This is a genomic window from Curtobacterium sp. MCLR17_032, assembly GCF_003234795.2.
GTDB lineage: Bacteria > Actinomycetota > Actinomycetes > Actinomycetales > Microbacteriaceae > Curtobacterium.
In genome coordinates, this window is sequence record NZ_CP126268.1 from 2,988,497 (window position 1) to 3,009,620 (window position 21,124).

Annotated in this window: 21 protein-coding genes; 11 read left to right on the plus strand and 10 right to left on the minus strand. The window is 71.3% G+C overall.

Annotation, left to right across the window (positions count from 1 at the left end):
- The first annotated feature begins 73 nt into the window (after nucleotides 1-73).
- The gene (locus DEI97_RS14225; protein WP_181439195.1) at nucleotides 74-718 is read left to right on the plus strand and encodes a GntR family transcriptional regulator; all 645 of its coding nucleotides are present in this window, start codon (nucleotides 74-76) and stop codon (nucleotides 716-718) included.
- Nucleotides 719-825: 107 nt separating this feature from the next.
- Complete coding sequence (locus tag DEI97_RS14230; protein WP_111074441.1) at nucleotides 826-1,077, plus strand: hypothetical protein; 252 nt, start codon at nucleotides 826-828, stop codon at nucleotides 1,075-1,077.
- Nucleotides 1,078-1,087: 10 nt separating this feature from the next.
- Here DEI97_RS14230 and DEI97_RS14235 read toward each other — a convergent pair whose 3' ends face one another.
- The gene (locus tag DEI97_RS14235; protein WP_111074440.1) at nucleotides 1,088-1,438 is read right to left on the minus strand and encodes a hypothetical protein; all 351 of its coding nucleotides are present in this window, start codon (nucleotides 1,436-1,438) and stop codon (nucleotides 1,088-1,090) included.
- 215 nt (nucleotides 1,439-1,653) lie between these two features.
- Here DEI97_RS14235 and DEI97_RS14240 point away from each other — a divergent pair, with 215 nt between their 5' ends.
- Entirely contained in the window at nucleotides 1,654-3,225 is a 1,572-nt protein-coding gene (locus DEI97_RS14240) for a phospholipase D family protein (protein WP_111074439.1), read from the plus strand.
- A gap of 76 nt (nucleotides 3,226-3,301) precedes the next feature.
- Here DEI97_RS14240 and DEI97_RS14245 read toward each other — a convergent pair whose 3' ends face one another.
- The 3 genes from DEI97_RS14245 to DEI97_RS14255 all read right to left on the minus strand — a co-directional run bounded on the left by DEI97_RS14245 (nucleotide 3,302) and on the right by DEI97_RS14255 (nucleotide 6,411).
- Nucleotides 3,302-4,120 (minus strand): SDR family oxidoreductase, encoded by an 819-nt coding sequence (locus DEI97_RS14245; protein ID WP_111074438.1) that lies wholly within the window; start codon nucleotides 4,118-4,120, stop codon nucleotides 3,302-3,304.
- Between the two features lie 76 nt (nucleotides 4,121-4,196).
- The gene (locus DEI97_RS14250; protein WP_111074618.1) at nucleotides 4,197-5,750 is read right to left on the minus strand and encodes an MFS transporter; all 1,554 of its coding nucleotides are present in this window, start codon (nucleotides 5,748-5,750) and stop codon (nucleotides 4,197-4,199) included.
- 100 nt (nucleotides 5,751-5,850) lie between these two features.
- A complete protein-coding gene (locus tag DEI97_RS14255; protein ID WP_111074437.1) occupies nucleotides 5,851-6,411 on the minus strand; it encodes an MOSC domain-containing protein in 561 nt (186 codons plus the stop codon).
- Nucleotides 6,412-6,582: 171 nt separating this feature from the next.
- Between DEI97_RS14255 and DEI97_RS14260 the strand changes: the two genes are divergently transcribed.
- The gene (locus tag DEI97_RS14260; protein WP_111074617.1) at nucleotides 6,583-7,197 is read left to right on the plus strand and encodes an NUDIX hydrolase; all 615 of its coding nucleotides are present in this window, start codon (nucleotides 6,583-6,585) and stop codon (nucleotides 7,195-7,197) included.
- A gap of 50 nt (nucleotides 7,198-7,247) precedes the next feature.
- Here DEI97_RS14260 and DEI97_RS14265 read toward each other — a convergent pair whose 3' ends face one another.
- Nucleotides 7,248-8,768, minus strand: coding sequence for a CitMHS family transporter (locus tag DEI97_RS14265; protein WP_111074436.1), 1,521 nt, complete (start codon nucleotides 8,766-8,768; stop codon nucleotides 7,248-7,250).
- 153 nt (nucleotides 8,769-8,921) lie between these two features.
- Between DEI97_RS14265 and DEI97_RS14270 the strand changes: the two genes are divergently transcribed.
- Entirely contained in the window at nucleotides 8,922-10,676 is a 1,755-nt protein-coding gene (locus DEI97_RS14270) for a sensor histidine kinase (RefSeq protein ID WP_111074435.1), read from the plus strand.
- Nucleotides 10,673-11,326, plus strand: coding sequence for a response regulator (locus DEI97_RS14275; RefSeq protein WP_111074434.1), 654 nt, complete (start codon nucleotides 10,673-10,675; stop codon nucleotides 11,324-11,326). The genes DEI97_RS14270 and DEI97_RS14275 overlap by 4 nt, the downstream gene beginning before the upstream one ends.
- A 118-nt stretch (nucleotides 11,327-11,444) precedes the next feature.
- On the opposite strand, the gene DEI97_RS14280 is transcribed toward DEI97_RS14275, so the two are convergent.
- Together DEI97_RS14280 and DEI97_RS14285 are read right to left on the minus strand one after the other, a co-directional pair.
- Nucleotides 11,445-12,200, minus strand: coding sequence for a hypothetical protein (locus DEI97_RS14280; RefSeq protein ID WP_146248098.1), 756 nt, complete (start codon nucleotides 12,198-12,200; stop codon nucleotides 11,445-11,447).
- Nucleotides 12,190-12,729, minus strand: a complete 540-nt coding sequence (locus tag DEI97_RS14285) for an RNA polymerase sigma factor (protein ID WP_111074432.1) — start codon at nucleotides 12,727-12,729, stop codon at nucleotides 12,190-12,192. Before DEI97_RS14285 ends, DEI97_RS14280 begins: the two co-directional genes overlap by 11 nt.
- 286 nt (nucleotides 12,730-13,015) lie before the next feature.
- Here DEI97_RS14285 and DEI97_RS14290 point away from each other — a divergent pair, with 286 nt between their 5' ends.
- Nucleotides 13,016-14,500: an LCP family protein gene (locus DEI97_RS14290; RefSeq protein ID WP_111074431.1), complete on the plus strand. Its 1,485-nt coding sequence runs from the start codon at nucleotides 13,016-13,018 to the stop codon at nucleotides 14,498-14,500.
- Between the two features lie 90 nt (nucleotides 14,501-14,590).
- Nucleotides 14,591-15,109 (plus strand): hypothetical protein, encoded by a 519-nt coding sequence (locus tag DEI97_RS14295; protein WP_146248097.1) that lies wholly within the window; start codon nucleotides 14,591-14,593, stop codon nucleotides 15,107-15,109.
- 255 nt (nucleotides 15,110-15,364) lie between these two features.
- Here the strand turns inward: DEI97_RS14295 and DEI97_RS14300 are convergent, their stop codons facing one another.
- The gene (locus tag DEI97_RS14300) at nucleotides 15,365-15,778 is read right to left on the minus strand and encodes a DUF3592 domain-containing protein (protein WP_181439194.1); all 414 of its coding nucleotides are present in this window, start codon (nucleotides 15,776-15,778) and stop codon (nucleotides 15,365-15,367) included.
- A gap of 404 nt (nucleotides 15,779-16,182) precedes the next feature.
- Between DEI97_RS14300 and DEI97_RS14305 the strand changes: the two genes are divergently transcribed.
- On the plus strand, nucleotides 16,183-16,866 hold the full coding sequence (locus DEI97_RS14305; RefSeq protein WP_111076503.1) for a hypothetical protein: 684 nt from the start codon (nucleotides 16,183-16,185) through the stop codon (nucleotides 16,864-16,866).
- A 184-nt stretch (nucleotides 16,867-17,050) separates the two neighbouring features.
- Here the strand turns inward: DEI97_RS14305 and DEI97_RS14310 are convergent, their stop codons facing one another.
- Entirely contained in the window at nucleotides 17,051-17,992 is a 942-nt protein-coding gene (locus DEI97_RS14310) for a LysR family transcriptional regulator (protein WP_111076194.1), read from the minus strand.
- 72 nt (nucleotides 17,993-18,064) lie between these two features.
- On the opposite strand from DEI97_RS14310, the gene DEI97_RS14315 reads away from it, so the two are divergent.
- Together DEI97_RS14315 and DEI97_RS14320 are read left to right on the plus strand one after the other, a co-directional pair.
- Nucleotides 18,065-19,024 (plus strand): putative oxygenase MesX, encoded by a 960-nt coding sequence (locus DEI97_RS14315; RefSeq protein WP_111076193.1) that lies wholly within the window; start codon nucleotides 18,065-18,067, stop codon nucleotides 19,022-19,024.
- 20 nt (nucleotides 19,025-19,044) lie between these two features.
- Nucleotides 19,045-20,094, plus strand: a complete 1,050-nt coding sequence (locus DEI97_RS14320; RefSeq protein WP_111076192.1) for a methionine synthase — start codon at nucleotides 19,045-19,047, stop codon at nucleotides 20,092-20,094.
- A gap of 136 nt (nucleotides 20,095-20,230) precedes the next feature.
- On the opposite strand, the gene DEI97_RS14325 is transcribed toward DEI97_RS14320, so the two are convergent.
- Nucleotides 20,231-21,061 (minus strand): CPBP family intramembrane glutamic endopeptidase, encoded by an 831-nt coding sequence (locus DEI97_RS14325; protein WP_111076191.1) that lies wholly within the window; start codon nucleotides 21,059-21,061, stop codon nucleotides 20,231-20,233.
- Nucleotides 21,062-21,124 lie beyond the last annotated feature (63 nt).

Sequence of the window (21,124 nt, forward strand, 5' to 3'; positions counted from 1 at the left end):
TCAAGAGGGCACCCGGATCTGTAACACGGCGGTCACACGGGGCCGCGCTGTCGGGCTCTGCCAGGATCGGCTCATGACCCGAACCGTCAGCGGCGCAGAGTCCACCGCGGCACGCCTGCGGTCCTCGATCGCGGACGGTGGGTTCATGCCGGGGACGCAGCTGTCCGAGGAGCGCCTGAGCGACCAGCTCGGCGTCTCCCGGAACACGCTGCGCGAGGCGTTCCGACTGCTCGCCCGCGACCGACTGGTCGAGCACGTCTTCAACCGTGGTGTCTTCGTCCGACGGCTCTCGGCGGCGGACGTCACCGACCTCTACGCCGCCCGTCGGGTGCTCGAGGAGGCCGGCATCCGCGCCTGCACGCCGGACTCCCCCGCCCTCGCCGCCGCCTCGACCGCCGTCGCCGATGCCCGTGTCGCCGCCGCAGCGCACGACTGGCGAGCGGTGGGCACCGCGGACATCCGCTTCCACGCCGAGCTCGTCCGTGCCGTCCCGAGCGCGCGGCTGCACGGCCTGATGGACGCCCTGCTCGCCGAGATGCGGCTGGCGTTCCTCACCACCGACGACCCCGGAGCGTTCCACGGCGAGTTCGTCGAGCGGAACGAGGCGATCGTCGCCGCGCTCCGCTCCGGCGAGCAGGACCGCGCGTCGGCCCTGTTGGCCGACTACCTCGATGACGCGGAGCGGACCCTGCGGGCAGCAGCAGCGGCGACTGCCTGACGCGTGGCGGCTGGTGACGGCCGGGAGGCACGGCGGACCTCCGTCCCGCGGGCTTGCGCGGAAGGGACACCACCGGCACGATGGTCGTCACCGACCGGAGGGGGCCCATGCGGAAGACGTCGCTGATCATCCTCGGCCTCGCGGCTGCCGGACTGCTGCTGGTGCTCGGCGAGCCGCTGCCAGCCGCGGCGGCGGCCCTCGCCGGACTGTGGCTGGCCGACCGGACGCCGGTGATCGGCGACACCCCGATCCCGCCCGAGGCCGCCGCTGGCGTCGACGTCCGCGCCGTCCGGCAGTACCGGGAGCAGCACCCCGGAGTCACGATCACCGAGGCGGTGGCTGCCACCACCCGCCGCTGACGCGGCAGGGTCAGCCCGCCGTCGGCGGCTCCGTCTCGTCGTCACCAGCGGTCAGGTCCGACCGGGTGTCGGCGTGGATGACGGTGTCGTGTCCGAACGTCCGGGCAGCGGCACGGAGCCGCGCCACGAACTCGCCGTTCTCGAGCTCGAGTTCGTCCTCTTCGGCGTCCTCGACGACGACCTCGCTCGACGGCCCGATGAGGATCTTCGTGGTGGTCATCGTCCCGTCGTGGGCGACCGAGGGCACCGCCACGGTGTCGGCCCGGTCGCCGCCGGAGAGCGCGGCCGCGTACTCGATCACGGCGTCGGCCACGTCGTCGCTCGTCAGGATCGCGGTGTTGTCGTAGCGGATGGTCTTCATCAGGGGTGCTCCTCTCGCACCGCCATCCTGTCCCTCGCGTCCGACGCACGACCCAGTTCCTCCGGGAACCGCGAGCGGGGCGACGCAACCCCGCCACCGGACGGGAGGCACGGTGCCGGCCCGCCACGGGCCTCCCGTCCGTCAGCGTGAACACCTCCACAGGCCCCGGCGAGCCGAGCCGTCCTCACGGCAGGCGTGGCCCGTATCCTGCGACCGTGCCCACTGATGCGCGTCACTGGTTCCTCACCCGCGACGAACGCGGCAACACCGCGACCGAGGTGCACGCCGGTGGTGACGACCGCCCCGCGTGGTCCGAGGGCAACCTCGTGCGACCGCTGGTGCACGGGGCGTCGTACTTCGCCCGCATCGAGGCCGAGCTGTCGGCCCTGCAGCCCGGCGACCGCGTCTGGTTCACCGACTGGCGGGGGGACGCCGACGAGCGGCTGTCGCCGGACGGGCCGACGATCGGTGACCTGCTGGCCGACCGGGCACGGGCCGGGGTGGAGGTCCGCGGCCTCATCTGGCGCTCCCACGGCGAGCGGATCTCGGCGTCCCTCAGCGCGAAGGCCAACGAGTTGCTCGGGCGGAAGATCAACGAGGCCGGCGGCGAGGTCCTGCTCGACCAGCGCGTCCGGTTCTTCGGCTCGCACCACCAGAAGTTCTTCGTCATCCAGCACCGCGACGACCCGTCGCGGGACGTCGCCTACGTCGGTGGCATCGACCTGTGCCACAGCCGACGTGACGACGCCGCGCACGAGGGCGACCCGCAGGCGATCTCGATGGACCGTCGGTACGGCGACCGCCCCGCGTGGCACGACGCGTCGATGGAGCTCCGCGGGCCGGTCGTCGCGGACGTCCTCTCCGTGTTCGCCGAGCGGTGGGACGACCCGCACCCGCTGGACCGCAGCCTGCCCTACCGGATGCTGCTGCAACGCCTGGTCCGGATGCCGCGCCACCCGGAGCCCCTGCCGGAGCGGACCCCCGCGCCGCCGGTCGCGGGAGAGCACGCCGTCCAGCTCCTCCGCACCTACGGGGTGAAGCGCCCGCCGTTCCCCTTCGCGCCGGAGGGCGAGCGGAGCATCGCGCGGGCCTACGGCAAGGCGTTCCGGACGGCGCGGTCCCTGATCTGCATCGAGGACCAGTACCTGTGGTCCCGCGAGGTCGCGACCGGCATCGCGGAAGCCCTCGAGCGGAACCCCGACCTCCGGGTGATCGTCCTGGTGCCGCGGTACCCGAACTCCGACGGGGTGTTCAGCGGTCCGCCGGCCCGTCTGGGCCAGATCGACGCGTTGACCACCCTCCGCCGGACGGCCCCGGACCGCGTCGGGGTGTTCGACCTGGAGCACGAGTCCGGCCGACCGATCTACATCCACGCAAAGGTGTGCATCGTCGACGACGAGTGGTTCACGATCGGGTCGGACAACTTCAACCGCCGCTCGTGGACGTCGGACAGCGAGTTGACGTGTGCGGTCGTCGACACCTCGGACAGCTCACTCGCCCGCGACCTGCGGCACGAACTGTGGGCGGAGCACCTGGCGACGACGCCCGACGACCCGCAGCTCGACGGCACCGGCGCCGAGCTCCTCGCCCGGTGGCGCGCGCACGCCCGCGCGCTCGACCACTGGTACGAGGACGGCCGGCCCGGACCGCGTCCGCGGGGACGCATCCGCCAGCACGAGCCGGAGCCGGTGTCGGCGCTGCAGCGGCTCTGGGCGGCCCCGGTCGCGAAGCTCGCCGTCGACCCGGACGGGCGGCCACGAGCGCTGCGGGGCACGACCCGGTTCTAGCGCGGCGACCGACGGACGGACGGGAGGCGCGGTGCCAGCTGGCACCGCGCCTCCCGTCCGTCTGCCCCAGGGCTGACTACGCGCCGTGCGCCTCCTCGGCGACCGGCTGCCACTCGCGCCACGTCGCGAGGCGGGACTCGTAGTCCTTCTCCGCGATGCCGAGCGGCGCCTTGCCGAAGAAGACGCGCAGCGGCGGCTGCTCGGCGTCGACGACCGTGAGGATCGCGCTCCGCGTCGCCTCGGGCTTGCCGGGGTCGGCCGCGGAGGGACGCTTGGACGCGGCGTCGCGGACCTCGGCGTAGGCCGGGTTCTCGTCACTGTGCTTCGAGGACGGGCCGGACCAGTCAGTGGAGAACCCGCCCGGCTCGATCAGGGTGACGTGGATGCCGAAGCCGGCGACCTCCTGGGCGAGCGACTGCGACAGCCCCTCGAGCGCCCACTTCGACGCGTGGTAGGCGCCGACGGTCGGGAACGCGCTGATGCCGCCGATGCTCGACACCTGGATGACGTGTCCCGAGCCCTGCTCGCGCATGATCGGCAGGGCCGCCTGGGTGACCCAGACCGCGCCGAACAGGTTCGTCTCGAGCTGGGCGCGGAGCTCGTCCTCGGTGAGTTCCTCGACCATGCCGAAGTGGCCGAAGCCGGCGTTGTTGACGACGACGTCGAGCGAGCCGAAGTGTTCGGCGGCCTGCTGCACCGCAGCGAAGTCCGCTGCCCGGTCGGTGACGTCGAGCCGCAGCCCGAGGAACGTGTCCGGGTACTGCTCGACGAGGTCCTGGACGTCGTCGGTGTTGCGGGCGGTGCCGGCGACGGAGTCACCGCGTTCGAGGGCGGCCTCCGTCCACTCGCGGCCGAAGCCCTTGGATGCTCCGGTGATGAACCAGGTCTTGCTCATGTGTCCTCCTGTGGTTGCCGCGCCCCAGCCAACGCCGTGGCCGGTCCGCGGGGACGGATGTTCGCGCTGGGCGAGGTCAGACCGACGCTTCGGTGTGCCGCACCTTGCCGACGACGACGTCGACGATCCCGGCGACCAGTGCGGCGCCGACGAACGCCAGGGACACGCCCAGCCCGAGCGGCAGGCCCTTCGCGTAGTCGCCGTGGGAGCTGGCGAGCGTCGAGTAGAAGACGCTGCCGACCGCGGCGATCCCGACCGCCGAGCCGACGCGCGCGCCGACCTGGATGAGCCCACCGGCCGAGCCGCCCTGTTCGACGGGCACCTCGGACAGCGTCAGGGTCTGGTTCGGCGAGATCGTCAGGCCGGAGCCGACGCCGGCGACGAGCAGCGGCAGGACCAGCCACCAGCCCAGGTCCGACTCGTAGTGGTTCGCGACGACCCAGATGACGACGCCCAGGCCGATGAGCACCAGGATCGTGCCGACGACGATGAGCTGTCGGCCCAAGCGGTGCACGATCCGTCCGCCCAGGGTCGAGGCGATGCCGGACCCGATCGCGAACGGCACGGTCGCCAGGCCCGCGGTCAGCGCCGAGTAGTGCAGCCCGGACTGCAGGGCGAGGGTCAGGACGAAGAACAGCGGGGTGAAGCCGGCGAAGTACACCGTCGCCAGGCCGACACCGAGCGAGAACGACCGGCGACGGAACAGCCGCAGGTCGACCACGGGCTCCTTCGTCCGCTCGTAGTGCCGCTCCCACAGGACGAACAGCACGGCGAACACGACGGCGACGACGATCAGCCACCACTTCGTGCTGCCCTTCCACACCTGCGACTGCACGAACGGCAGCAGCAGGGCGACGACCGCGGCACCCAGCAGGACGATGCCGACCGGGTCGAAGTCGTGCTTCTTCCTGCGCTCGGCACCGGACGGTGCCGGCAGGTAGCGGAAGGCCAGGAGGATCGTGACGAGTCCCACGGGCAGGTTCACGAAGAAGACGAACCGCCACCCGTTCTCGGTGCCGAAGGCCGTGATGAGCAGACCGCCGATCAGCGGGCCGATGGCGGTGGCGATGCCGACGGTGGCGCCGAACAGGCCGAACGCCTTCCCGCGCTCCCGGCCGCGGAAGAGCTGCTGGATGAGCGCGGTGACCTGCGGGGTGAGCAGACCGCCGGCGAGACCCTGCACCAGGCGGGCGACCACCAGGACGATGCCGTTCGGGGCGAAGCCGCAGAGGGCACTGGCGAGCGTGAACAGGCCGACGCCGATGACGAACATCCGGCGCCGTCCGGTGGCGTCACCGAGTCGGCCGCCGGGGACGAGCAGCAGGCCGAACGACAGGGCGTACCCGGAGAGGATCCACTGGACCGCCTCGGGCGTCGTGCCCGGCAGGCCGGTCGAGATCGACTGCAGGGCGACGTTGACGATCGACACGTCGAGCAGGACGATGCCACCGCCGAGCAGGTCGATGACGAGGGCCTTCCAGCGGTTCGGGTCCGGCTGGTCACCGTCCGACTGCGCTGCCTGGTCGGGCCGTGCCGGCGCGTGCTCGTCGCTCTCGACGTGGTGGGCGTCGTGGTGCGGGACGGTGGGAGCCGCATCGGGCTCGACGGGTCTGCGGTGTTCAGCTGTCATGGCCACTTCACGCTAGGCTCGCCGACCCCCGGAGCCGGCCACGATCCTCCCGTCCCCGCACGGCAGTGTGAGGGAACGCACAGGAGCAGCGGGCGGGCGCTCACACCGGACTGAGCGGCTCCAGGTCACCCTCGGGCAGTTCGACCCGCACGCCGTCGCCGGGACGGACGACTCCCCCGCTGACGACGACGCCCATCACGCCGCCCTTCCGCGAGACCGACCCGTCCTCGGCGCGGCCGAGCACCTCGCGGAGCAGTCCGGGCTCGAAGTCGTTGATCTGCTGGCACGGGTTCCGGAGGCCCGTGATGCGCACGCAGGCGTCCTCGCCCAGGTGGAGCAACGCCCCGGTCGGCAGCCCGAGCAGGTCCACCCCGCGCGTGGTGACGTTCTCGCCGAGCAGTCCCGGCGCGACGGAGTGGCCGGCGGCCTCGAGCTCGTCGAAGAGCTCGGCGTGGATCAGGTGCACCTGCCGCAGGTTCGGCTGCGACGGGTCCCGGGCGACGCGGGAGCGGTGCTGCACGGTGGTGCCCGCGTGCGCGTCACCCTCGATGCCCCACCCCTCGACGAGCGTGACCGCATCGACGACGGGCTTGCTGAAGTGGTGGTCGTGGTCACGGCTGACGGCCACGACCTCGGATCGGTCGGTTCCCTGGTTCCCCATGACGCGAGTCTCGTGCACCGACCCCGCCGGCGGCAACGGTCGGCGTGCCTAGGCTGGCGTGGTGCTCCCGCTCCGTCCGTCGTCCGTCCGCTCCGACCGGCGTATGCCGTGACCGCCAGCAGCCAGCTCGCGGCGGCCGTCGCGCCGGGAGCGCCGCCGCTCGCGACCGACATGCCGTCCGCGCCGACGCCACGGCAGGCGGCGGTGCTCATGCTGTTCGGCCCGCTCGACGACGTGCCGAGCGACCGTCCGGCGCGCTCCGCCGACGTCCCGCGGGACCTCGACGTACTCCTGCTCGCCCGCGCCAGCACGCTCCGCTCCCACGCCGGCGAGGTCGCCTTCCCCGGTGGCCGCGTCGACCCAGGTGACGCCGATGTGGTCGCCGCGGCACTTCGGGAGGCGCGTGAGGAGACCGGCCTGGACCTGGCGGGCATCGACGTGCTCGGCACTGCGCCGGCCGTGCCGCTCGCCCACTCGCGGCACCTGGTGACGCCGGTCCTCGGCTGGTGGCGTGCGCCGTCGCCGGTCCGGGTGGTGGACGAGGCCGAGTCGGCAGCCGTCTTCCGCGCTCCCGTGGCCGACCTGCTGGACCCGGCGAACCGCGGCATCACGGAGTTCCGGCGCGAGGGCCAGACCTGGCGCGGGCCGGCGTTCACCGTCCGGGCCGACTCGGGGTCCTACGTGGTGTGGGGCTTCACCGCCACGCTGCTCGACGGGTTGTTCGACCGGGTCGGGTGGACCGAGCCGTGGGACCACGAGCGGGTGGTGGCCATCCCCGGGCAGTGAGCGCCGGGCCTGCCGCTCGAGCGCCGACCCAGGCGGCGCGTGCCGGCGTGTCAGCCGAACGGGATCACCCGCACCACGATCCCGACGACGAGCATCGCCGCAGCCACCACCGCCGCACGCCACAGCACCTTCTTGTGGTGGTCGCCGAGGTTCACGTTCGCCAGGGACACGAGCAGCAGGATCGCCGGCACGAGCGGGCTCTGCATGTGCACCGGCTGCCCCACCACCGAGGCCCGCGCCATCTCGGCGGGCGTGATGCCGAACGCCGAGGCGCTCTCCGCCAGGACGGGCAGGATGCCGAAGTAGAAGGCGTCGTTGCTCATGAAGAACGTCAGCGGCATGCTCAGCACGCCGGTGATGGCCGCCAGGTAGGGGCCCATCGAGTCGGGGATCACCGCGACCAGCCAGTCGGCCATCGCGGCGACCATCCCGGTGCCGTCGAGCACCCCGATGAGCACTCCGGCGGCGAACACCATCGACACGACGCCGACGATGCTCGGCGCGTGGGCCACGATCTGCGCGCTCTGCTGCTTGAGCTGTGGGAAGTTGACGAGCAGCGCGACGGCCGTGCCGACCATGAACACGTACGCCAGGGGCAGCACGCCGAGCACCAGGACGACCATGACCGCGACGGTGAGCACGAGGTTGAACCAGATGCGCTTCGGGCGGAGCGTCGGACGGTCCGGGTCGAGCATCGTCGACGCCATCGTCGCGCCGGAGCCGGAGCCCGAGCCGGACGCCCCGCCGACGTCGTCTGCGCCGTCGACGCCATCGCCGTCCGCCCGGCGGCCGTCGGCCTTGCCCCCGCGCAGCCCGAGCGCGACGGTCGGGCTGGTGAACATCCCGCCGCCGGTCCCACCGGCCGCCGCGAGCATCCGCGAACCGACACCCGCACCGGCCCCGGCCTTCTGCCGAGTCGGAGCCCGGGACGCCCGGGTCGCGGAGGTGAACTCGATGAGCCCGAGGCGCTTCCGCTCCGCCAGCCCCATCGTCCACGCGAACCCGAAGCACAGCAGCAGGCCGACGATCAGCGACGGCACGAGCGGCACGAAGACGTCCGTCGGGTCGATCTTCAGCGCGGCGGCGGCGCGGGCGGTCGGGCCACCCCAGGGCACGATGTTCAGCGTTCCGTTGGTGAGCCCGGCGACGCACGTCAACACGACCGGGCTCATGCCGAGCTTGAGGTAGATCGGCAGCATCGCCGCGGTCACCACGATGAACGTCGTCGACCCGTCACCGTCGAGCGACACCGCACCCGCCAGCAGGGCCGTGCCGAGGACGATCTTCGCCGGGTCGTTGCCGGTCACCCGCAGGATGAACCGGACGAGCGGGTCGAACAGACCGACGTCGATCATCAGGCCGAAGTACATGATCGCGAACATCAGCAGTGCGGCCGTCGGCGCGAGCGTCCCGATCGCCTTCATGACCATGTCGCCGAGGCCCAGGCCGGCACCGGCGAAGAGCCCGAAGACCGTCGGCACGATGATCAGGGCGAGCATCGGTGACATCCGCTTGGTCATGATCATCACCATGAAGACCACGACCATCGCGTACCCGAGGATGACGAGCATCAGGACTCCTTCGTCCGTGTCTGGCAGTCCGGGCACGCTACGACCCGGCCGGGAGGCGCGGCGCGCTTCTGCGCGTTGGCGCACCATCGCGCATTGACCGTGTTGTGCGCATTCTGCGCACGACGAGCGCTGCGCGCTCCGTACGCTGGTGTCGTGACCGACGACCGTTCACGGCGCCGCAGGCTCCGCTTCGCCACCGAGGTACTGGTGCTGCAGCTCGTCGTGGTCGTCGCCGTCGTCGTCCTCACCAGCGCCGTGTTCGTCCGGATCGAGGTCACCAGGCTCGAACGAGCCGCCGAGGGGACCGCCCTCGCGATCGCCCAGAGCGTCGCCGCGCAGGACGACCTCCGCACCGAGGTCACACGCCTCAGCGTCGACGGGACCGACCTCGACCGCGCCCACCTCGCCGACGGTCCCGTGCAGCAGGCCGCCCTCGACGCACAGCGGCGGACCGGGGCACTGTTCGTGGTGGTGACCGACGACCGCGGGATCCGTCTGGCGCACCCGGACGCGGACCGCATCGGTCGGATGGTGAGCACCTCCCCCGACGCCGCACTCAGCGGACGCGAGAGCGTGTCGTGGGCGCGCGGCACCCTCGGCGAGTCCGCGCGGGCGAAGGTACCCGTCTACGGAACCGGTGCCGACGGGACGGGCGTGGGGCGGGCCTCCCGACCGGACGTGGTGGGCGAGGTCAGCGTCGGGTTCGCGCGGGACCGCGTGTACGACACCCTGGTCGAGGACAGCGTGCCCGTCATCGGTGCCGGGCTCGTGGCGGTGCTGCTGGCGGTGATCGCCTCCGTGCTCATCCGTCGGCGACTCGTCCGGTTGACGCTCGGCGTGCAGCCCGAGGAGCTCGTGACGCTCGTGCAGAACCAGCGGGCCGTCCTCGGCGGGGTCGGCGAGGGCGTCATCGCGACCAGCCCCACCGGCACCGTGACCGTCTGCAACGCCGAGGCCGCACGGTTGCTCGCGCTGACCCGACCGGTCGGACGGGCGCTCACCGACCTGGACCTGCCCGACGCCCTGGCCGCCATGCTGGACCGTGCCGCGCCGACCCCGGCGAGCGCCACCGTCGTCGCCGGCCCGCAGGTGCTGCTCGTCGACGTGCGGAGCGTGTTCCGCGACGGCCTCGACCTCGGCCGTGTCGCCGTGCTGCGGGACCGGACCGACGTGGAGGCCCTCAGCCGACGACTCGACGCCGTCGGTTCGCTGACCCAGGCGCTCCGGGCCCAGCGGCACGAGTTCGCCAACCGGTTGCATGCGATCGCCGGACTGCTCGACGTCGGGGAGACCACGCGGGCCCGCGCCTACCTGGCGGACGTGCAGGAGCGGGGGCCGTTGCGGTACCCGGTGCAGCACGCCGACCGGTTGACCGAGCCGTTCCTGCAGGCGTTCCTCGGGGCGAAGGGCGTCGAGGCGGCCGAGCGCGGGGTACTGCTGCGGATCGGACCGGAGACGCTGGTGCAGGGGACGATCACCGAGCCGGGGGACGTGACGACGGTGCTCGGGAACCTGGTGGACAACGCGGTGACGGCGGCCCTGTCCGGGGCTCGGTCGTCGCCGGACCAGCCGCAGCCGTGGGTGGAGGTCGAGGTGCTCGACGAGGGCACGACGCTGCACCTGTCGGTGATGGACTCCGGGCCGGGCGTCCCCGGGGACCGGGACCTGTTCGCCCGCCGCTCCCCCGGGCCACGTGCTGCCGGCGACGACGGGTCCGGAGAGCCCGGTCCGGGCGACCCCGGGCAGGTGCACGGGCTCGGCATCGGCCTGCCGCTGTCGCGGGAGATCGCCCGGCGGAACGGTGGGGACGTGTGGCTCGCCGACCACGGTGGGCCGGGCGACGGCGGCGCGGACGACACGACGCACGGCGCGGTGTTCTGCGCACGACTCGGAGGAGCGGTGGGATGACGGACCTGATCGTGCTGGTGGTCGACGACGACTTCCACGTCGCGGACCTGCACCGACGGCAGGTCGACCAGGTGCCCGGGTTCCGGGCGCTCGACCCCGTCGGCACCGTGGCGCTCGCCCGCCAGGTGCTGGCGACGACCCCGGTCGACCTGGTGCTCGTCGACGTCTACCTGCCGGACGGCAGCGGCCTCGACCTGCTCCGCGCGGTCGACACCGACGCGTTCGTGCTGAGTGCCGCCTCCGACTCGGGGACCGTGCGGCGGGCGATGCGGCACGGTGCCCTGGCGTACCTGATCAAGCCCTTCGACTCGGGGGTGCTCGCCGAGCGGCTGCGGGCGTACGCGCGCTCCCGGAACGTGCTCGACGAACGGGCGACGCTCGACCAGGAGGCCGTCGAGCGGGCGTTCCGGATCCTGCACGCCGGGGACAGCGGTGGCGCTTCCCCCTCGCGCGCGGCCACGGCGGCGCTGGTGCTCGAGCAGCTGTCGGGGTCCGAGGAGCGCTCGGCGGCCGAGGTCGCGGCGGCGATCGGGGTCTCGCGGGCGACGGCGCAGCGCTACCTGGCGCAGCTCGCGGCCGACGGGTCCGCGACCATGCAGCTGCGCTACGGCGCGGCGGGGCGGCCGGAGCACCGGTACACGCGGCGCTGACGTCCGGCGCCGACGTCGCGGCGGTCTGGTGGTACGACGACGGGCGGGAAACACCCCCCAAGGCTGCTTCCCGCCCGCTCGTCGCCCCCGGCCCCGCTCGTGGCCGGGCCGCTCCCCGCTACCCCCAGACCTGCTGCTGGATCGCGGACAGCAAGCCGTTCGTCGGGAAGTTGGTCTGCCGGACGATCAACCAGGTCGACCCTTCCGAGTAGTAGGTCAACGTGGTGTCCACCGGGTACGCCTGCTCCGTGACGGTCATCCGGCAGAGCCGACCGGCACCGCTGTCGGCGCAGGTGTAACCGCTCCGCACCAGCAGGGCCTCGTGGTCCGCGATCACCTCGGCAGTGTCCGAGCCGAGGGAGACGCTGAGGCCGCTGACGTCCGCTCGCGGGTCACGCCAGATGCACGAGAGGTCCACGGGCGGCCCGTCTCCGTCGCTGCCTGCTTCACTCCCCAACGGGTCCGCGAGGGGTGTGCCGCCGAACAACCGGTCGTACTCGGATGCCGGAACGAGCTGCCGGCAGTCCGTCGGCAGTGTGCCCGCCCGCCCGACCGACGTCGGTGTCGGGGTCGGCACCGGGACCGGCGTCTCCTGGACGGGCGCCGACTCGGGTGTGCTCGGCGCCACCGGCTCGGAGGGACTGGGCGTCGGCGCCGGGGCGGACGCGGTGAACGGCTGCGGGATCATCCCGAGCGCGACACCACCGCTCGTGGCACCGAGGCCGAGCAGGGCGATCACGCCGATGACGATGCCGGCACGGCGGCCGCGTCGGCGGGGTGCGGGGCGGCGGTCCTCGGCACGGTCGAGGACCGTCTGCTTCATCGAGACGAGCATGCGCTGCAGGTCGTCTCCGGTGGGAGGCTCAGTGTTCATCGTGCATCACCGCCTTCTTCAGTCGTGCGCGCGAGCGGGAGACCCGCTGGGTGACCGCCCCGACACTGAGGCCGAGCATCTGTGCGGCTTCCGCGTACGAGTGCCCTTCGAGCAGGCAGAGCTCGCAGATGCGCTGGTCCGTCGGGGGCAGGGTCGCGATCTCGTCGCGGACCCAGCGCAGACGCTCGCGGGCCTCGTCGGCGTCGGGCGGTGCGGGCAGGTCCTCGGGGAGTTCGTCGGCCGCGCCCTTCGCCAGCCGCCGGGACTGGTTGCGGGCGTGGTTCCGGCACACCACGAGCAGCCACGGCAGCAGGGCGCTGGTGGCGAGGTCGAGCTCGCCGGACTTCTGCCAGAGCGTCAGGAACGTGTCCTGCACGAGCTCTTCGACGTCCTGCTTGCTGCCGGCCAGCGCCCACGCGTACCGGGTCAGTGTCGGCGCGAACCGGTCGAACGCGTCGGCCAGCGCCGCGCGGTCCCCGTTCGCGAGCCGACGAGTCAGTGCTGCGTCGGCTTCGGTGTCCTCGTCCACGGATGCCCCCTCTCACCTCAGAAGTGTCGGGTGCGCGCTGATCCTGACGAAGGCTCCACGATCGGGCGTGTCGCGCGGCGCCGGGTCGCGCGGCGCCGGGTCGGGCCGCGCCAAGTCGGTTCTGGCCTGGGCGTGACGGACGGGAGGCACGGTGCCAGCTGGCTCCGCGCCTCCCGTCCGTCAGGTGTGAGCACTCGCACACGGCACCAGTGGTCCCACGGAGGTCCTCCGGTCCGCCCGGTGTGAGACTGCTCCTCCTGCCACCGAACACGATCGAGGACACCCGATGCCCGCAGACGACCACGAGACGTCCCCCGCCCCCGCCGGCGGTCCGGTCCGGCACGGCCGCCAGCGCCGCCGGAGACTCGTCCTGCCGACGATCGGTGGCGTGCTCGCGATGGCGCTCGTCCTGACCGGCGGCTACGCGGCATGGTCCTACGAGCAGCTCGACTCGAGTCTCACCAAGGTCCACATCACCCGTTCGGCACCCTCCGGAGCGCCGAGCGGGGGCGCGGTCGCCGACACCGACGGGAAGGCGCAGAACATCCTCCTGGTCGGGGACGACCACCGTCCGGCCGACGCGACACCGCAGGAGCTCGACGAGCTGGGCACCCAGCTCGACGACGGTGCGACCAACACCGACACAATGATCGTGCTGCACATCCCCGCCGGCGGCGGCAGCGCCACGATGATCTCGTTCCCGCGCGACTCGTGGGTGCCGATCCCCGGGCACGGCACCTTCAAGCTCAACAGCGCCTACTCAGACGGTGCGGCGCACGGCGGTGGTGACGCGGGCGGCATGGGCCTGCTCATCCAGACCATCGAGAACATCAGCGGCCTCACCATCGACCACTTCGTGCGGGTGTCGCTCCTCGGCTTCTACCAGCTCGTCAAGGCGCTGGGGCCGATCACCGTCTGCCTCAACCACCCCGCCCACGACCCGAACTCGGACGTCGACCTACCCGCCGGCACGTCGACGCTGAACGCCTCCCAGGCGCTGTCCTTCGTCCGCCAACGCGACGGGCTGCCGCGCGGCGACCTGGACCGTGAGGTCCGACAGCAGTACTTCCTCTCCCAGGAGGCGCGGGAGGCCCTGTCCGCGCGCACACTCCTCAACCCGGTGAAGGTCGCGGACCTGCTGCACGGCGTCGGTGACGCGGTGCAGATCGACGACACCCTGAGCATCCCTGACCTGGTCTCGACCTTCAGCGACATCGACCTGTCCGCGATCCGGTCGGCCACGATCCCCACCTCCGGCACGCCGACCATCGACGGGTACTCCACCGTGGCCGTCGACTTCGCCGCCCTGCCCGCCTTCTTCCAGGACATCGTCGGCCCGCCCGCCGCGTACGTCGCCGCGCGGGCCGCCGCCCCCTCGGCCGTGCACGTCGCCGTCCTGAACGGTGCACAGACGCCCGGCGCTGCCGGGACGGCGTCGGCAGCCCTGACGGCGAAGGGCTTCGTCGTCGGAGCACCGGGCGACACCACGACGACCGGTACGACCGTCGTCGAGTACCCCGCGGGGTCGGAGGCGCAGGCGAAGGCGGTCGTCGCAGTCGTCCCCGGAGCGCTGGCGGTCGAGTCCGCAACGGTCAGCGGTGTGACACTCGTGCTCGGTACCGACGGCCACACGGTGGCGGCGGCAGCGGCTCCCGGTGCGACGAGCACCGCGCCGTCCCCCGCGGCGAGGAGCCACGCAGCCGCACCGGCACCGGCACCCGCGAAGCCCGTCGGCAACGCCTACGGCGCGCAGGGCACCTGCATCAACTGACCCCACCCGTGGCGGACGCGAGGTCTCCGTTCGGTCTCGTTCTCTCCCGTGGGTCCGGCTCTGCAGGGACGACGCCCCAGAGTGGAGGGCATGGACTCCTGGGGCATGGGCGACACCGGACGGCTGATCGGCAGCAGCTACGGGTGGATGGTCACCGTCACGACCCCTGCCAGCGCCGTGGCGGCCACGGCGCTCGTCGCGATCACGAGCGGCACCCTCCCCGACCTCATGTCGTTCGTGTGGTTCACCGGCCTGTTCCTGGTCGCCACCCTCGTCCTGGCGCTGGCCGGCGCCCTGATCTCGGTCCCCTTCACCTACCTGCTCGGACGGGCGCTCAACCGGGTGCGGTCGCGAGGGATCCACACCGCAGCACACTCGGTCCTGGCCGGCGTACTCGCAGCAGGGGCCTCGTCGCTCACCACCTCACTGTGGCTGAACGGTCTGCTGCCGTCCATCGCGATCACGATCGCCGTCGCCGCGGGAGCCGCTGCGGCCATCGCCACCTGGCGGCAGCTCCGTCCCGCGCCTGTCGTCGCCGTCGTCCCCGTCGTCCCCGGGGACGAGCAGCACGACGAGACGCAGCGCGTCGACGCCCAGCGGTCGTTGTGACGGACGGGAGGCGCGGTGCCGGCTGGCACCGTGCCTCCCGTCCGACACCCGCGCACGCTCGTGCGCCGGCGGCACCGCGGTCAGGGCAGCAGGACCACCTTGCCGTTGATGGTCCGTGACTCGGCGCACCTCGGGGCGATGGGGATCGGAGCGGACGTGTTGTACGCGTCGGAGGTCGCGGCGATCCGGGCGCAGGCGAGTGGGCTGTCCGCGGCCGGGTCAGGGTCCGACGGTTGAACACGGAAGAGGACCAGCTCAGCTCCGCTTCCTCCTCCCCCTGCGGGAAGCGACGAGCATGGTGACAGCCGCGCCACCCACGATGACGGTGAAGACGACGCCCAGCCCCCGGACCGACTCACCAGGCGTGCCGTACCCCGCGATGACCGCTGAACCAGGATCGTCCTGGCGGTAGACGACGGTGACGGTGTCACGGACCTCGGGCTTCGCCTGGGAGACCCAGTCCGCCCAGATCACATGACGCGACGAGCCGGAAGAGAAGTACTCCGCCCCGAAACGTCGGTCCGATGACTCGGGGCCGTCGTCCACGTCGATGACCGTTCCGGAGACCCGTGTACCCGTCGCGAGCAGGTCGTTGTTCCCGGCGATCAGGACACTGCCGATCGTGACGAGCAGTGGACCGATGAGCAGCATCGCAGCGATCAGGAGCACGAGCGGTGCTCGCCCTCGCTTCGGCGCGGCAGGGCTTCCCGCTCCCGTCGGTTTCATCATCGTTGCTCCTCGTGACGGCACATCAGACGACGTCCTGTTCCCGGCTCGGGCCACAGGCGCCGGAAGCGTCGCGGCAGGGCTTCAGCTCGGGGCCACGACATGGACCGAGCTTCGCAGATCCACCGATCACCCGTCGGGTGCAGGCCCGGAATGTAACGACGAGGTAACAACCACAACGATCACCAAACGGTTGCGCCGGGTGCCCCGAATCACTGTCACAAGCCGGGAAACACCCGCAAGCGCTCACCAGCAGCTCACCGCTGGTTCTCCACCCCCACCGCCGGGGTGTGTTCGGCGCGCTGTCACCAACCGCGCCGAGCGCGTTCAAGCAAAGGAATGAAGACATGCGCAAGTCCCTGAAGAACACGATCACCCTCGCCACCGCCGGCGCGATCGTCCTGGGCGGTGCCGGCTTCGGCATCACCGCCGCCAACGCCTCCACCCCGACCGTGCACACCGTCTCCTCCAGCTCCGCGTCGAAGATCCCCGCACCGGTCGCCTCGGTCCCCGAGGTCCTCGGCGGCAACACCTCCGTCGCCCTCGACAAGGGCTTCACCGACGCCCTCACCTCGCTGAAGCTGACCCCGGGTGTCTCCGGCAACGCCAAGCTCGCCGACGGCGCCGTGTCGTTCCCGATCACCTCCGGCTCGGTCACGTACTGGAGCCCGGACGGCAAGTACCGCCCCTACGTGCAGGGCCTGCTGAACCACGACGACTCCGGCCTGACCCTCAAGGCCGGCGACACCACCGTCACCCTCGAGAACTTCGTCGTGAACCCGGGCTCCTCGAAGCTCTCCGGTGACGTCCTCGTCAACGGCAAGGTCGCCGTCGCCAACGCCTACCTCTTCTCCCTCCACGGCGGGACGCTGAAGCCGCTCCAGCTCGAGGGCGACAACGCGATCCTCACCGGCACCACCGTCCACATCTCCGACGACGCCGCGAAGCTGCTCAACAGCACCTTCAAGACCGACGCCGTCAAGGGCGGCCTGCTCGTCGGCACCGCCACCATCACCGCCCAGATCAAGTAACACCCGACGCGTCACCAGACGCACCACCACCACGAGAACGCCGCCCCGGCACACACCGGAGCGGCGTTCTCGCGTTCTCCCACCATGTGCCCGTGCGAGCGCGCCGACGTGACGGACACGTGTCGCGCCTCCAGGCCGGTCACCGGCAGGAACGGTCAGCGCACCTCCGTCGACTCCCGGCCGCCTACCCGAGCGGCTCGACGCCGTAGCTGGTGACCACCGCGCGGAGCTCCTCCAGGTACGTCTGCGCCTGCACGGTCAGCGGGACCGAGGCGTGGGCGATCCACCCGATCTCGATGCGTTCGTCGACGTCGAGCGGGATGGCGACGATCTCGGGGTCCAGGTCGTCGCTGATGAGCCCGGTGGAGATCGTGTACCCACCCAGGCCGATCATGAGGTTGAAGATCGTCGCCCGGTCCGAGACGCGGATCTCCCGCTTGCTCGACATCGTCGACAGGATCTCCTCCGCCAGGTAGAAGGAGTTGTTCGCACCCTGGTCGAAGGTCAGCCGGGGCAGGTCCGCCAGGTCGGCGAGGGTCGCGCGCTTCCGGGACGCGAGCGGGTTCCGCCGGGCGACGAAGATGTGCGGCTGGGCGACGAACAGCGGGGTGAAGACGACGCCGGCGTCCCGCATCAGCTTGCCGAGGACCTGTCGGTTGAAGTCGTTCCGGTAGAGGATGCCGACCTCGCTGCGCAGCGTGCGGACGTCCTCGATGATGTCCCAGGTGCGGGTCTCACGGAGCGAGAACTCGTACTCGTCCGCGGCCGCCGCCTCGACCATGCGGACGAAGGCCTCCACGGCGAACGAGTAGTGCTGCGCCGACACCCCGAGCAGCCGACGTGACGGCTGCCCGCCGACGTAGCGCTGCTCGAGCAGCGAGACCTGTTCGACGACCTGCCGGGCGTACCCGAGGAACTCGACCCCGTCGACGGTGAGCACGACCCCACGGGCCGAGCGGGTGAACAGGGGGCGGCCGATCCGCGTCTCGAGGTCCTTCATCGCCGCAGAAAGGGTCGGCTGGGCGACGTAGAGCAGGTCGGCCGCTGCACTGATCGACCCCTCGGTCGCGACCTCGATGAAGTAGCGGAGCTGCTGCAGGGTGATGTCGTTCGAGACCCGGGCCATAGGCGCAGGCTATACCGGCGCATAGCGTCTCGGTATTACCTGATGACCCGGGCCTCCCGTCATGCTCATGGGATGGCGAATGACCTGACCTTCAGCATCACGCGGACGCGGTTCGACGAGGACTACTCCCCCGCCGACAGCTCCCGGCTGACCACGAACTTCGCCAACCTGGCGCGCGGCGAGCACCGTCAGCAGAACCTCCGTGCTGCGCTGGCGATGATCGACGGGCGCGCGAACGACCTCGCCGGGGTCCATGACCGCTACCGCCTGGAACTCGACATCGTCTCCGCCGCACTGGCGTTCTCCGACGGTGGATCGGACGCCGAGTTTGCGCTGCTCGAGATGCTCGACGTCACGATCGTCGACCAGCACACCGGCGAGCGCCACCACGGCATCCTCGGCAACAACTTCTCGTCGTACCTGCGCGACTACGACTTCTCGGTGCTGCTGCCGTCATCGCCGGGCGTGCCGTCCGACTTCGGGGCGCTGCACGGGGCGCTCTTCCAGCGCTTCTTGGAGTCGTCCGCGTTCCACTCGGATTTCAGTGCCGAGCCCGTCGTCTGCATCAGCGTCTCGACGAGCCAGACCTACCGCCGGACCGGGTACGTCCACCCCGTCCTCGGCGCCGAGTACGAGCACGAGCACTCCTCGCTCACCGACGACTACTTCGGTCGGATGGGCATGCAGGTCCGGTACTTCCAGCCCGCCGGAGCGTCGGCCCCGCTCGCGTTCTACACGCGCGGCGACCTGACCGGCGACTACACGGACCTCCAGCTCATCGGCACGATCGCCACCATGGAGACGTTCCAGAAGATCTACCGCCCGGAGATCTACGCCGCGAACACCCCGGCGGGCAGCGTCTACAAGCCGACCCTCGACCACACCGACTTCACGCCCACTCCGGTCACCTACGACCGTGAGGAGCGCAGCCACCTCGGGATCACCCAGGGCCGGTGGACCGAGGAGCACCTCGTCAAGCCGCACCACGCGCTCCTCTCGCGGTTCGCTGCCGACTCCGTACCCGCCCGCTGACCGACTGGACCATCACCTCCATGAGCTCGCTCCTCCCCACCTCGATCGTCGGCAGCCTGCCGAAACCCTCCTGGCTCGCCGAGCCCGAACGTCTCTGGAGCCCGTGGGAGCTCGAGGGCGCAGCGCTGACCGAGGGCAAGCAGGACGCACTCCGCTCCGCCGTGCACGAGCAGGAGCGCCGCGGCATCGACATCGTCAGCGACGGCGAGCAGACCCGCCAGCACTTCGTCACGACGTTCATCGAGCACCTGGACGGTGTCGACCTCGACCGCAAGGAGACCGTCCGGATCCGTGACCGGTACGACGCCGCCGTCCCGACCGTCGTCGGTGCCGTCAGCCGTCGAGCGCCCGTGTTCGTGGACGACGCCCGCTTCCTGCGCGCGCAGACCGACCGCCCGATCAAGTGGGCGCTCCCCGGCCCGATGACCATGATCGACACCCTCTCCGACCAGCACTACAAGTCACGCGAGAAGCTGGCGTGGGAGTTCGCCACGATCCTCAACCAAGAGGCACGCGAGCTGCAGGACGCCGGCGTCGACGTCATCCAGTTCGATGAGCCCGCCTTCACCGTCTTCCACGACGAGGTGCAGGACTGGGGCGTGGCCGCACTCGAACGCGCGGCCGAGGGCCTCCGCGTCGAGACCGCCGTGCACATCTGTTACGGGTACGGCATCGAGGCGAACAACAGGTGGAAGGAGACGCTCGGGGCCGAGTGGCGCCAGTACGAGCGGTCGTTCCCGCTCCTGCAGCAGTCGTCGATCGACATCGTGTCGCTGGAGTGCATCCATTCACACGTGCCGCTCGAGCTCGTCGAACTCATCCGCGGCAAGAAGGTCATGCTCGGCGCGATCGACGTCGCCACCGAGACCGTCGAGACCCCGGAGGAGGTTGCCGAGGTGCTCCGCCGTGCGCTGGAGTTCGTCGATGCGGACAAGCTCATCCCCAGCTCCAACTGCGGGATGGCTCCGCTGGCGCGGGGTGCGGCGCTGGACAAGCTCGGTGCCCTGGCAGCGGGCGCGGACATCGTCCGCGACGAGCTCGTCGGCGCCGACGTCCCGTCGGGACGCTAGACGCTACCGGTCACAGGGCGGCTCCCTCCGGAAGATGGAGAGCCGCCCTGTTCGTTGCGTCCGCGAGATGCTTGGCTCTCGATCCGGCCTGGAGGCGCGGCTGCCGTTCGACTGACAGGTCGCGTTGGTGCTGGTGTCACCCCTCACCGCATCCGCGAACCGGATCGCCGTCGGAGCGGCGAGTGGATCGACGCGAGCAAACGATGACGATCGTCGCGAACACTGCAGCGGCGATCCAGGTCCCGACGCCGACCGGCCCCGCGAGGGCGAGGTCCGGCGGGTACTTCGCAGAGGAGAACAGCAGCACCAGACCGCCCGCTGCGTTGAACGCGCCGTGCCCGAGCACGGCGGGCCAGACCGAACCACTCCAGATCCGGAGCCAGCCGATGAACGTGCCGACGGCGGTGGCTCCGACGATCATCAGGAAGACCCCCCACAGGTCTGGACGATCGAAGTTGTAGCCCAGCAAGACGATCGGAGCGTGCCAGACGCCCCACACGACGCCGGTGATGAGAACGGCCGGCCAGTCGCCGAGAGGTCGTAGGGCAGGGAGCAGAAGACCTCGCCACCCGACTTCCTCTCCGAATGCGAGTACCCCGTTCAGAGGCGCAGCGATCGGGATCGAGATGACCTGCACGAGGACGAGTACTCCGATCGGCAGGAGGTCCCGCGCTTCTTCGGGAAGCATCGCGGCAAACCCGCTGAACGTCTCGAGGTCGAGGCGGACGAGATGCAGGAGCGCGGCGACTGCGATGCCGGCGATGACGACGAGTGGCAGCAGGACAATGCCGCCCAATGAGAAGCGCAGGAGCTTTCCGACCGGTCGAAGCGGGACGATTCCGAGCTGCCGGACAGCCTGCCGCACCGGAACGCGTTGCTGCAGCAGCACGACGATCGCTGCTGCAGCGCAGGGTGTGAACATCATCGTCGGCAGGACCCACAGCGCGTGCACCGACGCCAAGCCCATCGGATCGATCCACAGCGGCAGGCTGACGAGCCATCCGAAGCCCTAGGCCAGGACCGTGAAGAT